Here is a 12,411-nt window from a genome sequence, read left to right on the forward strand (position 1 = left end):
GAATGGAGTGATGAAGATGGATATCGTATTTCCGACCGAGCACGGCACGTTCAATTATCGCGTCGCCGGCATCTGGGTCCAGGACGGTCATTTGCTCGTTCATCGGAACGTGAACGATGACTTTTGGGCGTTACCGGGCGGTCGTGTCGGCATCGGCGAAGAGGCCGAGCTTGCCTTGACGCGTGAACTGCAAGAAGAACTCGAAGCGACACTGACGGGAACGACGTTCGCTTTCGTGTCCGAAAATTTCTTCACGTATTTGGAACGCACGGTCCACGAGATTGGCATGTACTTTTATGTATCGGGTGACCTCCCGCTCCGGCATGGAGACTTCCACGGACCGGAAGGCGATCACCTCATCTATCGTTGGCAGCCGCTCGACGCGCTCCGGGACTTGAAACTCTTCCCGGAGACACTCTATGCGTTGCCGCAATCACTGCCGCCCCACTTTATCGATCGCTGAGCTTGATAGAATCGACTTCAACTCGTGCAAGTCTTGAATTTCATACGTCGTCTCGACCGTCGCCGCAATCTCGTGCGGATTGTACCAGCACGTGTCGAGCCCATACATGCGCCCGCCTGCGATGTCCGCCGTCAGCGAGTCACCGACAATGAGCCCGCGTTCCGGTGCCACATTCGGAACCCGGTCAAATACATAGTCAAAAAATGGTTTCATTGGCTTTTGTGAACCGGTCGCGTCCGAGACGAACACGTCTTGGAAGTAAGGGAGCAGTCCCGAGGCTTCGAGCCGCTTGAACTGAGTCTCCGTCACCCCGTTCGTGACGATATAGAGCGGATACTGTTCACTGAGCGTACGGACGAGTTCGAGTGCCCCATCGATGATGTGCACCCCGGCGTGCAAATGGTCGCGATAACGCTGTTCGACTTCATGTGCATCGATCGTGATGCCGAGCGTGTCGAACAGTTGCGTGTGCCGGCCCATCAAGACGTCTTCCCGTCCGACCTCGCCGCGCTCGAACGCGCGCCATAATCCGTTATTGATCGTCACATACTGTTGTTTCAATTCATCCGTCATCCGAACGTTGTGTGCCGCGAGCAACTGCTCCAAGGCGACGTGCTCGCTCTGTTTAAAGTCTAACAACGTATCATCGACATCGAATAAAATCGCTTCATACCGTTTCATAATCTGTATTACCCCTCTCTGCCTCTAATGTACAGGAACGGACCGAGAAGTTCAAAACAAGGAGTGAGTCATATGGCTAAACGACCTATCAGCAATCTCGAGTATTCAGGGGAAGAATTCGCGTCATTTTTCTATTTGGCCGATGAGATGTTCGGCATCGATTTTGGTGAATGGTACATGGCCGGCGAATGGACCGACCGCTATCGCTGTTATTCCTTGACGTTTTATCGGAATGTCATCTCGAACGTCGGGATGAGCCGGATGACGATCGTGGCTGACGGAACCGCGCGCGAAGCGTATCAGATTGGGACGGTCATGACCGACGAGGATCGACAAGGACAAGGGCTCGCCACCCGTATTTTCAAGTATCTGTTCAAACAGCATGACGCCGATGCCTTGCCTTATTTTTTGGCTTGTGACGAAGGGGTTGAACCGTTTTACGAGCAACAGGGGTTCTCCGTCCAACTTGAACCGGAGCTATTCGTTTCAGTATCGGGATCGGCTTCCCCACTCGAACGTGTCGATGTCGATGCCGAGCAGTGGCGTCGTTTCAAGCTGGAGTCGCTCCCGTTTTCGCCACGCCTCTATGCGACGGACGACATGCATATTTGGATGTTCCATTACTACCAAGGGATGAACGAGGACGTGTATCGTTTCGATGACGTCCATGTCATTTATATGATTGAGCGCTCGCGCTTAAACTTGTATGCCGTGCTGTCGCCGCGACCTGTCGATATGCGTGACGTCGTGGCTCGCCTCTCCTTTGAAGGCATCACCGAAATCGTCTTTAAATTCACGCCCAATCTGGACGGTGTGGAACAACGTCCGTCCCGCGACGGCCAATGGATGATTCGCATGAACGAAGGACAACTCTTCCCGGAAGGTTGTCGCTTCCCTTATTTATCGAAAGCATGAAAAAAAACTCGCCTCAGGGGCGAGTTTTTTCAGACTGTAGACAAAACATTGTCTGCAGTCTTTTTTATTTGCCCGACCGGGCACAGCTCGCTTTTCTGGGGGCAAGCAGGGAGCCGCATCGCGACTTTGTCGCTGCTGGGTCTCCCTTTGCTTGCTAATCCCCTGGAAGTCTCGCCGTGCCCGCAGTCGGCCCACGCATCAATCTCTCTTTTCGTACCGTCGTCGCTTTTTTATAATGAGAGATATAGAAACAATTATGGAGGCGAATCGGATGATCAGGAAATCAACAGAATCGGAAACCAATCGGACACAACTGGAGATGGTCACGCTCGACGAGCTTGTGCCAGCGGACCATCTGGTCCGAAAAATCGAGGCGGTGATCGACTTTGAGTTCATCTATCCGCTCGTGGAGGACTTATATTCTGAGGACCGTGGCCGGCCAAGCGTCGACCCTGTCGTCCTGATCAAGATGGCCTTCCTTCAGTACCTGTTCGGTATCCGATCCATGCGACAGACAATTCGTGAGATCGAGACGAACGTCGCATACCGTTGGTTTCTCGGGTTCGGATTCACGGACAAGGTGCCACATTTCTCGACGTTCGGGAAGAACTATGTGCGTCGGTTTCAGTACACGAGCTTATTCGACGACATCTTCTATCATATCCTTGAACAGGCTGCGGACGCAGGGTTCATCGATCGCGCCGTCCTATTCGTAGACTCGACACACGTCAAAGCGAACGCAAACAAGCGGAAGCTCGTCAAGAAGACCGTCCGGCAAGAGGTGAAACACTATCAGGAACAACTCGATGCCGAGGTCGAGCGAGACCGCGAAGAAAGTGGAAAGAAGCCCTTAGGGCCAAAAAAGAATCAGGCGGAGGAGACGAAGGAAATCAAGGTCAGCACGACAGACCCTGAGAGTGGATATTACGTAAAAGGTGAGCGTGAGAAGCAGTTCGCTTACTCTGTCCATGCGGCGAGCGACGCCCATGGGTTCGTGCTCGGTGCTATCGTCACACCGGGTAACGTGCACGATAGTGTAGCGTTCCCCGATCTGCTCGACAAGGTCTCCGACCGCCTGATTCAACCGTTCGCCGTCGCTGCCGACTCCGCCTATAAAAATCCGGCCATTGCCAAGCTGCTGATTGACCGTGGGATCCTGCCGGTCTTCCCATACACTCGCCCGAAGGGTAAGAAGGGCGCCTTCAAGACCAAGGATTTCATCTACGACGAGCACCATGACGTCTACATCTGCCCAAACAACGAGTTATTAACGTACAGTACGACGATGCGCGAGGGGAAACGCAAGTACGTCTCGAATCCCGCGGTTTGAGTGAACTGCCCGCTGCTCGAGCAGTGCACGAAGAGCCAGAAGCACCAGCGGATAATCGAGCGACACCTCTGGCAACCCTATATGGACGAGGTCGAAGACCTCCGCCACACGGAATTGAACCGCAACATCTATGACCGTCGTAAACAGACGGTCGAGCGCGTGTTCGCGGACGCAAAAGAGAAGCATGGCATGCGTTGGACCCGTTATCGGGGACTTGAAAAAGTTTCAATGCAGGCGATGCTTACTTTTGCTGCCCTCAATCTCAAGAAGATGGCGGGCTGGGCATGGAAGAACGCCCAGCCCGCCTGAAAAGGGGCTCGGGCAGAGCGCCTAAAGGCCCGAAAACGACAAAGTCACGTTTCAGTTCGCCTGAAACGTGACTTTGTCTACAATCTGAAAAAACTCGCCTCAGGAGCGAGTTTTTTGCGTATGGAAGGCATGTCCGAGCGCCTGCGCCGCTTCTTTGACGGCTCGTCGCGCTTCCGGAACGTATGCGTAGTAGTTGACGAATCCGTGGATGAGTCCTCCGTAATTGTGATACGTCACCGGGACACCGAGGCTAATCAATTTGTTGGCGTATGCGCGTCCGAGGTCGCGGAGCGGGTCGTATTCGGCCGTCAACAACGTCGTCGGGGGAAGGTCCCCTAAGTGGCCCGAAAAAATCGGCGAGGCGTACGGATGCATCAATTCCGACTCATCACGGAAATATTGTTGCTGGAACCACCGGATGAGCCCTTCATCGAGCAAATAACCGTTCGCGTAATCAATCAATGACAGCGGCAAGTTCTCCTCGGTCCCGGTAACCGGGTAAAACAGCAGCTGATGCATGACGAGGGGACGACCTCGTTCAATCGCCATCAAGGCGCTGACCGTGGCGAGTGTCCCGCCGGCACTGTCTCCGCCGACGGCGATGCGCTCGGCATCGATTTCAAGTTCCGAGGCGTGATCCGCAATCCAAACGAGCGCCCCATAGCTATCGTAGACGGCTGTCGGAAATTTATGCTCCGGAGCGAGTCGGTAGCCGACCGAGATGACGGTGCAGTCGGCCTCGTTCGCGATCGTCCGACATATCGCATCATGGGTGTCGAGACTGCCCGTGACATATCCGCCACCATGAAAATAGACGAGTGCTGGCGCAATCGTTCGACCCGACCGAAAGATGCGGATTGGGAGCGAACGGCCTGGGAGTGCGATCAGACGCTCTTCGACGTCATGCATGTGCTCTTTATGTTGAAACCGGGTCATCATTGCGTCTTCTTGTCGTCTTAATTCGAGCGGATCCAATTGGTCATATGTGGTCGAGATTTGATTTTGAAACTGGTTCAAATAAAATTGAATCGTCGGATTGACTGGCAACGGGAATCCCTTCTTTCTCTTTTAGGCATACAGTTGCCTATTCCCAGCCGCGTTACACTCTAAGCAGACGTGAGTGCTTTTTCGGACAACCTGTCTCATTGATCGTCGGCTGCGGCCATGAGATAGCCCAAAGGTAGGCTCAAGAAGAAAAATAATCCGAAGCGTGCCAACATCAAACTTGCCCCTTTTGGTTCTTTTTCCACCACACGAACAAGAAAATCCCCATCCCGACGAACAAAATCAGCATCGAGTAAATCAATTGTTGTTCGAGCGGCAAGCTTGTTTGGGCGAACGCATATTGCGGTCCAAACAAGAGAATCGGTATGATCAGATTGATCCATGTTTTCGTCCAAACCGAGACGATGAGCAACGTGACGACGGCAAGGCCGAGTAACACGAGTTGACCGGTTGGGCCGAACACGATCGTTGGGGTCTCGACGAAGATGTCGAGCACCATCAGCCCGAGGAATAACGTCATCGGCATCGCGGCGAGCGCAATGTATATCATCCCGTTTTTGAATTTACTTTCTTTCGAGCGGACCGACATGTTGCGGAACGCTTGTGAAGCGGCGAGTAAGAACAGGACAGCGACGAGCGGGAACCCAATCAACTGGACCGTCGAGAATGTCATCTCGCCTTGAATGAAGTTGGCGATGATGATGTAGGCGAACACGTTCGGAATGATCATCGCGATGATTTTGAAAAACCCTTTTCCATCGAACGCCATCTCACGCCCAAGATGCTGCATGTAGGCTTTCGGGCTCTGGCCGACGACATCGTCCACGCTTTTGCCTGCGCGTTCCGCCTCCTCGAGGTGGTCTTTCAGCTCGGCGACAACGTCTTGCACTTCCCCTTCCGATTTCCCGCTCGACATGAGATATACCGCTAAATCATCCAAAAAATCACGACTCTTTTTTGAAAGTTCCATCTTCATTCCCCTCTCCGAGTACGCGGTCGACGCCGCTTGACACTTCCGCCCAACGTTGTTTGAAGGCCAGCAACTCTTGGTGCCCCGCCTCCGTCAAAATGTAATATTTTCGTTTCGGTCCCCCTGATGGCAACGCCTTTTGGACCGTCTCGACCCACCCCTCTTTCTTCATCCGTAACAGGACCGGGTAAATACTGCCCTCGCTCACCATCGTGAAGCCATACGTCTGCAACTTCTCCGACATCTCATAGCCGTACGTCTCTCCTTTATCGATGATGGCCAATAGGCAACCTTCGAGCAATCCTTTTAACATTTGACTCATCGCCATGGCGTGACCTCACTTTCGTTAAACTAACTTGTTATACACAATAGTAATGGAAGGTACTACCAATTGCAACTACTTTGTAAAACAAGTTAGTTGCGCATCGAGAGGTTTATTTTTTCAAATCAGGTGAATACTTCTTAAGGTGAAGCAAAAAGATAAAGGAGTGTTTGAATATGCATACCGATTTTACAAAGATGTACATTGATGGCCAATGGGTCGAAGGGTCAAGCGACAAATGGATCGATAACACCAACCCGTTCACGGATGAGACATTGTTCTCCATCCGGTCGGCCGACGAGTCTGATCTCGACAAGGCTTATGCCGTTGCGAAAGAAGCACAAACCGAATGGGCGACGATGCTGCCACAAAATCGCCGGGCCTTGATTGAGAAGTTCGCCGAAGTGACGTTGCAGCATAAAGATGACATCATCGACTGGCTCGTCAAAGAGTCGGGCAGCACGCGCATCAAAGCAGAAGGCGAATTTTTAGCCTCGATGGCGATCATCAAGGAAGCGGCGACGTTCCCGTTCCGCATGGACGGGCTCATCAAGCCTTCAATCGTCCCGAACAAAGAGAACCGGGTCTATCGGAAACCGCTCGGCGTCATCGGCGTCATCAGTCCATGGAACTTCCCGTTCCACCTCGCGGTCCGCTCAATCGTCTCCGCCCTCGCGACGGGGAATACCGTCGTCGTCAAACCAGCGACGGCGACACCGGTCACAGGAGGTCTCCTCTTCGCCTCGCTATTTGAAGAAGCGGGTCTTCCGAAAGGCGTCTTGAACATCGTCGTCGGTCGCGGTTCGGAGATTGGGGACGCCATCGTCGAGCACCCGGTGCCAAAACTCATCTCGTTCACCGGTTCGACCGAGGTCGGCAAAGGGATCGCCGAGAAGGCCGGACGCCTGTTGAAAAAGACAGCGCTCGAACTCGGCGGGAATAACGTCTTCGTCGTCTTAGACGACGCCGACATCGACCGTGCCGTGGAATCGGCCGTCTATTCGAAATTCTATCACCAAGGGCAAATCTGTATGTCGACGAACCGAATCCTCGTCGCCGAGTCGATTCATGATGAATTCCTTAAAAAATTTGTAGAGCGAGTTCGCGCCTTGAAGTTCGGCAACCCGAACGAATCAGACACACAAGTCGGTCCACTCATCGATCACGACCAAGTCGACCGCATCCTCGATCAAATCAAGCAGACGGTCGACGCCGGTGCGACGCTCCAGGTCGGCGGCAACGCTGACGGGAACGTGCTCGAGCCGACCGTCGTGAGCGGTGTCACGAACGACATGCCACTCGCGAAAAATGAGATTTTCGGACCGGTCGCCGTCATTCTGTCGTTCAAGGACGACGCCGAGGCGCTCCATATCTCTAATGAGTTGCCATACGGACTAAGCGGTGCCGTCCACGGTTCGATTTACCGTGCGACCGAGTTCGCCCGCCAAGTCGAGACGGGGATGATTCACGTCAACGACCAATCGGTGAACGACGAGCCGCACTTGCCGTTCGGCGGAGAGAAAGATTCGGGTCTTGGCCGCTTCAACGGCGAGTGGGTGCTCGAGGAGTTCACGACGCTCCAGTGGGTATCCGTCATGCACGAACGCCGGGAATACAAACCATTTTTCTCATAAACAGCAAAAAGCGTGTTGGTCCGCGAACGGACCAACACGCTTTTTTTAGATTTTCTTCACGAATTCCGATTTGAGCTTCATCGCGCCAAAGCCCTCAATCTTGCAGTCGATGTCATGGTCCCCGTCGACGAGACGGATCCCTTTCACTTTCGTGCCTTGTTTGACGACGAGCGACGTCCCTTTCACCTTCAAATCTTTGATGACCGTGACTGTGTCTCCGTCTTGGAGCACATTTCCGTTCGCGTCTTTGATTTGCGCGTCTGCTTCCGCTTCGGCTACCTCGCTCGGCGACCACTCGTAGGCGCATTCCGGACAGACGAGCAAGCTCCCGTCCTCATACACATAAGTCGACTGACATTTTGGGCAATTCGGTAGTTCTGTCATACTGATTCCTCCATTCGATACACTGTTCCCAGTATACCGCAATTTTAGAAGTTCGACAGCTAGCGGTCAGCCTTCTTGCGGAGTCTCGGGGCCTTTCAAATCAAGCTGATAAAACGATAAGTCCAGCCATTTGCCAAACTTGTATCCGGCTTTTTTAATCGTGCCTGAATGGACGAACCCTAATTTTTCATGGGCCTTGACGCTCGCGATATTGGCGGCATCGATCCCACCAATCATCGTCTTCACTTCCCGTTCTTCACCGATGCGGATGATTTCACGGAGCAATTTATTCCCAATCCCTTTCCCCCGATAGCCGGGATGCACGTACACCGAGTGCTCGACCGTATACTGATAGGCCGGCCATGGACGGAACGGGCCGAACGTGGCAAATCCCATGACGACATCGCCTTCCTCCCACACGATGATCGGGAGCCCGGACGCTTTTTTGTCTTCGTACCAAGCGACACGATTTTGAAGCGTCACCGGCTCGTAATGGTAAACAGCTGTACTGTTGACGATTGCGTCATTGTAAATATGTAAAACGGCTTGAAGGTCGTCTCGACGGCAGTTGCGAATCATGAGGACACCATACTTTCTATAAGTTTTCTTTATTATACTTATCTCGATTTCAAAATACACGTAACGATTTGCTGCCACAAAAAAAGTCAGCCGTTTCGACTGACTTTTTTACCTTAGGCTGCCAAACGGTCACACATCGATGCGCACTCGAAACAGACGCGCGCACATTCCTGACAATGTTCGTGCTTATGTTTCTCACACTCTTGGGCACACGCCTTACAGACGACCGCACAAGCCCGGGCCAGTTCCGGTACGAACGCCGAATCCCGTGTCATCGCCTCGGCGAGGAATGAACAGATTGCAGCGCACTCACGATCGAGTCGGATACAGTCGACCATCATCTTCACGTCATGTTCCTCGAGACAAGATTCAAGACAGTAATTGCACGTCTCCACGCAATCGTGCAACGTTTCCAGTTCGTTCGCATAAATTCGATGAGCCATGTATTCGTCCTCCTTTTGAATGACTACACAACGACAATACGTTACTGTTGTTCCCTAATCTTCAAAAGAAAAACGATCGTCGACTAACGTCTCGGGTCGTTCACGAATGTACGATATAGGTAGGCGACACCGTTCAACCAGCGCTCCGAATACCGCTTCGGCATGAAACGGAGGCGATAGAGCCGATACATCCGCTTCAAATCTTCCCATTGGTGATCGACTTGTTGCCCTTGTCGGAATCGCGCCAAGTCAATCAAATAGAGTCGGCCGTCCGGCGTGAGGATGAGGTTGCGCAAATGGACATCGGACGGGGTCAACCCGAGTCGCCGGGCCGCTATGAGCGCCTCATCGACTTGCTTGATGTACGCGGGGTCGATCCAAATGCCTTCAATCAAACATTCAAACAGTGTCTTCCCTTCGATATAGTCGATGACGATATAGTTCGGACCCGCTTCGTACAGACCCGGGAATTGTGGCAATCCCTCGAGCTTCCGATAGATCACGGCTTCCTCGGCCGCGATGTGCGTATAGCCAGGGAAAAACACTTTAATGACGAGTCGTGTAGATTTTATGCGGAACACGGCAGCACTGCGCCCGATCCCGTGCAGTTCGAGGTCAGGATGATAGGCGGTCACACGCGTGTCTTGCCCGTGTCGCTCAAACGTGACGCCCGCATATTGTTCATAATGATTCATAGAGCACTCCTCTTTTTCGATTCATCTCTTTCCTATCATAACTGAAATCACTTTCATTTGACTCGGTCCGCGTCCGTCCGATACGCCCAATAAGTGACGCATCCCCCGACTATCTCTATAATGAAAGCGACAGACAATGAGGAGGAATCAATCATGCAACGTATCGAACTGACAGAAGACTTATCATTCTCACGGATCATCCACGGCATGTGGCGTCTCGCTGAATGGGATATGAGCCCGCAGGAACGTCTCACGTTCATCGAGCAATGTATCGAACTCGGAATCACGACGTTCGACCACGCCGATATATACGGCGGCTATACATGTGAAGGACTATTCGGGGAAGCACTTCGCCTCAATCCTTCACTTCGCGATCAAATCGAGATCGTGACGAAGACTGGCATTAAACTGACAGGTTCTTTCAACCCAGGCCAAACAATCAATCATTATGATACGACGAAAGAGCATATCATCCGTCAAGCCGAGCGTTCACTCAAAGAGCTCGCCATTGACCAGATTGACACGCTGTTGATCCATCGTCCCGATCCGCTCATGGACCCGGACGAAGTCGCTGAGGCATTCATTACGTTACAACGCAGTGGAAAAGTCCGGACGTTCGGTGTCTCGAACCACGTACCGGCAACCCAACAGTTGCTCCAGTCACGCTTACCGTTCCAACTCGTGACGAATCAGCTCGAACTTTCACCGATGCAACTGAAACACTTCGAAGATGGTTCTGTCGACCTATGCCACGAGAAGCGGATGCCGCTCATGGCGTGGAGCCCGCTCGCCGGCGGTCAACTGTTCACCGAGTCACAGTATGCGCCGCTTCGCGAGAAACTCGAAGACATCAGTGACCGCCACGAAGCGAGCGGTATCGATGCAGTCGTTTACGCATGGCTTTTGAAACACCCTGCCAAGATCATGCCGATCGTCGGATCTGGGAAAATTGACCGAGTCAAGACCGCCGTCGGCGCGCTCGATATCGAGCTCACCCGTGAAGAATGGTTCGAAATTTTGAAGGCAGCCCGCGGCCGCGACGTCGATTGAAGGTAAAAATAAACAAATAAACCCTGATTGGTTCCATCCTTGATTTTTTAAATAGTTTCATCATTTTCAAGAACGTGGCCATTCAACGGTTCATTCGTCAAAAATCGACATGTTCACAAGAGTGAAATTCCATTTCATATCCATAAGTGTAAAACAAGCCCGCTCAGTTCAAGTTGAGCGGGTTTTTTGATTTTTTTTTAAAAAAACACATTAATTTTCTTAAGACTAAAGTCACAAAAAAATGGTGCTAAAATGATGAAAGTTAATCATCAAAGGAGTGCACCCCCGTGAAAAAGTACTTGATTCTTTGTACGCTCGCCATGTTGTTCGTCCTTTTTGGATGTGAAGAAGAACATGCCTTTCGTTTACATACAGCTCCAGAGTACTATCAAGGTCGCGCTACCCTGCCATCAGGACAACAAATCGAGATGACCGAGTCCGATCGGACGAACGTCCTCGATGCTTGTTATCCAGAGGACGCGCTATCCCGTATTCCTGACGGAGAACGTCACTTGATCGGGACGGTCACATTGACCCAACCGCTGATCACGACATCCTCGACCGATGTCTTTCCGACCGCCACTTTTTTTGAAGTGGACAATCAAGCCTACGTTCAATGCCAAGCCGAGACGATCACGTACATGAAACAAATCGACACGTTGCCGAACAGTCTCATTGCGTATCGTGACCACGCTGTTCCGTCTTCAGCGACGTCAAAACTGCGAAACGCCCAACCGCACGAACGGATCCATTTCACAGAGGAAATGACCAAACCGGTCGGCAACGAACCATATCCAAAACGGAGCGGGCTCGAGCAGACGCTTGTTCACGTGACGATGCCGTTCAATGGCTCTTTCGAATTCACGTTCGAATCCCCGGAAACATATGAGACGGTCACGTTGCCGATTAACGAAGCATCGCGCCAACCTTTCCTCTCCCTCGCCTTAGGTACCGAGGTGTCTCAAGATACAAAACAATACGGACTTCATTTGTCATCTGATCAAACCTTATATGGGGAGGCCCTTCGACCGAAAGACGCGAGCTTCGACCGCATGCTTGGCGCTCGTCAGGCGAGCACGCTCCCGACGACGCTCATCCCGAATGAGCGCTATCCTTTGTTCAGCTTTTCATTCATCCGTGACGGGAAACCGCATAAACAAGTCGTTTCAATCACCTATCGAGAAGAAACGTTGCTTCGCGGCGATCGGTTGAAAACGAAGATGCGCCAACAATTTGCCCACCGCCGGCATGTCGTGACACATGACTTGGCGCTGCTCGGAACGGAATCCAAGGACGCATCGTTCTTGCATCACGCCAATGCCGAGGCCGTCCAATTCGTGTTCCAAGCGATCGATCGTTCGAAAGCTGTCGCCACGGCCGGGACCCCGGCCCCGACTCCCTATTTGACCGTTTTCGAGGGTATTTTTGCGCAGACGTTCGATGTCAGCTATAACGGAGACGATGTCTTTTTGACGAATACGTTGACAGGGTCACACTTCAAACTGCTCCGCGCCGATGCCGAACGTTGGCACGACTTATTCAATAAGCAACAGGGCTAACCCCTTTCCTAAAGACAGACCGGTATGAACCGGTCTGTCTTTGCACGTTTTCTAGGCAAAATCAGAAAGCAT

The 12,411-nt window shown here is 52.2% G+C and carries 13 protein-coding genes and 1 pseudogene; 6 read left to right on the top strand and 8 right to left on the bottom strand.

All coding sequences use genetic code 11. From position 1 onward, the window contains the following. The first annotated feature begins 16 nt into the window (after nucleotides 1–16). On the top strand, nucleotides 17–463 hold the full coding sequence (locus KNP02_RS10390) for an NUDIX hydrolase (RefSeq protein WP_021065918.1): 447 nt from the start codon (nucleotides 17–19) through the stop codon (nucleotides 461–463). On the opposite strand, the gene KNP02_RS10395 is transcribed toward KNP02_RS10390, so the two are convergent. Continuing rightward, nucleotides 434–1,144 carry a YjjG family noncanonical pyrimidine nucleotidase gene (locus tag KNP02_RS10395; RefSeq protein ID WP_214709190.1) on the bottom strand — a complete coding sequence of 237 codons (711 nt, stop codon included), beginning with the start codon at nucleotides 1,142–1,144 and terminating at the stop codon, nucleotides 434–436. The two genes, KNP02_RS10390 and KNP02_RS10395, sit on opposite strands and share 30 nt — an antisense overlap. A 72-nt stretch (nucleotides 1,145–1,216) precedes the next feature. On the opposite strand from KNP02_RS10395, the gene KNP02_RS10400 reads away from it, so the two are divergent. After that, nucleotides 1,217–2,059, top strand: a complete 843-nt coding sequence (locus tag KNP02_RS10400) for a GNAT family N-acetyltransferase (protein WP_167491724.1) — start codon at nucleotides 1,217–1,219, stop codon at nucleotides 2,057–2,059. A gap of 271 nt (nucleotides 2,060–2,330) precedes the next feature. Then, nucleotides 2,331–3,698: pseudogene (locus tag KNP02_RS10405) on the top strand (IS1182 family transposase). A gap of 99 nt (nucleotides 3,699–3,797) precedes the next feature. Here the strand turns inward: KNP02_RS10405 and KNP02_RS10410 are convergent. From KNP02_RS10410 to KNP02_RS10420, 3 genes are all read right to left on the bottom strand, one after another. After that, nucleotides 3,798–4,745: an alpha/beta hydrolase gene (locus KNP02_RS10410; RefSeq protein WP_214709188.1), complete on the bottom strand. Its 948-nt coding sequence runs from the start codon at nucleotides 4,743–4,745 to the stop codon at nucleotides 3,798–3,800. 172 nt (nucleotides 4,746–4,917) lie between these two features. After that, nucleotides 4,918–5,673: an HAAS domain-containing protein gene (locus KNP02_RS10415; protein ID WP_214709186.1), complete on the bottom strand. Its 756-nt coding sequence runs from the start codon at nucleotides 5,671–5,673 to the stop codon at nucleotides 4,918–4,920. Then, nucleotides 5,648–6,001, bottom strand: a complete 354-nt coding sequence (locus tag KNP02_RS10420) for a PadR family transcriptional regulator (protein WP_214709184.1) — start codon at nucleotides 5,999–6,001, stop codon at nucleotides 5,648–5,650. The genes KNP02_RS10415 and KNP02_RS10420 overlap by 26 nt, the downstream gene beginning before the upstream one ends. Nucleotides 6,002–6,171: 170 nt before the next feature. Between KNP02_RS10420 and KNP02_RS10425 the strand changes: the two genes are divergently transcribed. After that, nucleotides 6,172–7,629 carry an aldehyde dehydrogenase family protein gene (locus tag KNP02_RS10425; RefSeq protein ID WP_214709182.1) on the top strand — a complete coding sequence of 486 codons (1,458 nt, stop codon included), beginning with the start codon at nucleotides 6,172–6,174 and terminating at the stop codon, nucleotides 7,627–7,629. A 45-nt stretch (nucleotides 7,630–7,674) separates the two neighbouring features. Here the strand turns inward: KNP02_RS10425 and KNP02_RS10430 are convergent, their stop codons facing one another. From KNP02_RS10430 to KNP02_RS10445, 4 genes are all read right to left on the bottom strand, one after another. Next, entirely contained in the window at nucleotides 7,675–8,013 is a 339-nt protein-coding gene (locus KNP02_RS10430; protein WP_114165343.1) for a zinc ribbon domain-containing protein YjdM, read from the bottom strand. 66 nt (nucleotides 8,014–8,079) lie between these two features. Further along, nucleotides 8,080–8,592, bottom strand: a complete 513-nt coding sequence (locus KNP02_RS10435; RefSeq protein ID WP_034779652.1) for a GNAT family N-acetyltransferase — start codon at nucleotides 8,590–8,592, stop codon at nucleotides 8,080–8,082. Nucleotides 8,593–8,705: 113 nt separating this feature from the next. Beyond that, entirely contained in the window at nucleotides 8,706–9,035 is a 330-nt protein-coding gene (locus KNP02_RS10440; protein WP_034779654.1) for a four-helix bundle copper-binding protein, read from the bottom strand. Between the two features lie 83 nt (nucleotides 9,036–9,118). Beyond that, a complete protein-coding gene (locus KNP02_RS10445; protein WP_034779656.1) occupies nucleotides 9,119–9,730 on the bottom strand; it encodes a serine/threonine protein kinase in 612 nt (203 codons plus the stop codon). 153 nt (nucleotides 9,731–9,883) lie between these two features. Between KNP02_RS10445 and KNP02_RS10450 the strand changes: the two genes are divergently transcribed. After that, nucleotides 9,884–10,780 (top strand): aldo/keto reductase, encoded by an 897-nt coding sequence (locus KNP02_RS10450; RefSeq protein WP_034779659.1) that lies wholly within the window; start codon nucleotides 9,884–9,886, stop codon nucleotides 10,778–10,780. A 287-nt stretch (nucleotides 10,781–11,067) separates the two neighbouring features. Further along, complete coding sequence (locus tag KNP02_RS10455) at nucleotides 11,068–12,339, top strand: hypothetical protein (protein ID WP_353047351.1); 1,272 nt, start codon at nucleotides 11,068–11,070, stop codon at nucleotides 12,337–12,339. Nucleotides 12,340–12,411 lie beyond the last annotated feature (72 nt).

Origin of the sequence: Exiguobacterium sp. s40, assembly GCF_018617905.1 — a bacterium.
Lineage (GTDB): Bacteria > Bacillota > Bacilli > Exiguobacteriales > Exiguobacteriaceae > Exiguobacterium > Exiguobacterium mexicanum_A.

Bases quoted from the DNA above. Each gene is read 5' to 3' on its own strand.
- KNP02_RS10445 (WP_034779656.1), bottom strand. From the start codon at position 9,730: ATGAATCATTATGAACAATATGCGGGCGTCACGTTTGAGCGACACGGG.
- KNP02_RS10420 (WP_214709184.1), bottom strand. From the start codon at position 6,001: ATGGCGATGAGTCAAATGTTAAAAGGATTGCTCGAAGGTTGCCTATTG.
- KNP02_RS10440 (WP_034779654.1), bottom strand. From the start codon at position 9,035: ATGGCTCATCGAATTTATGCGAACGAACTGGAAACGTTGCACGATTGC.
- KNP02_RS10415 (WP_214709186.1), bottom strand. From the start codon at position 5,673: ATGGAACTTTCAAAAAAGAGTCGTGATTTTTTGGATGATTTAGCGGTA.
- KNP02_RS10395 (WP_214709190.1), bottom strand. From the start codon at position 1,144: ATGAAACGGTATGAAGCGATTTTATTCGATGTCGATGATACGTTGTTA.
- KNP02_RS10430 (WP_114165343.1), bottom strand. From the start codon at position 8,013: ATGACAGAACTACCGAATTGCCCAAAATGTCAGTCGACTTATGTGTAT.
- KNP02_RS10425 (WP_214709182.1), top strand. From the start codon at position 6,172: ATGCATACCGATTTTACAAAGATGTACATTGATGGCCAATGGGTCGAA.
- KNP02_RS10390 (WP_021065918.1), top strand. From the start codon at position 17: ATGGATATCGTATTTCCGACCGAGCACGGCACGTTCAATTATCGCGTC.
- KNP02_RS10435 (WP_034779652.1), bottom strand. From the start codon at position 8,592: ATGATTCGCAACTGCCGTCGAGACGACCTTCAAGCCGTTTTACATATT.
- KNP02_RS10400 (WP_167491724.1), top strand. From the start codon at position 1,217: ATGGCTAAACGACCTATCAGCAATCTCGAGTATTCAGGGGAAGAATTC.
- KNP02_RS10450 (WP_034779659.1), top strand. From the start codon at position 9,884: ATGCAACGTATCGAACTGACAGAAGACTTATCATTCTCACGGATCATC.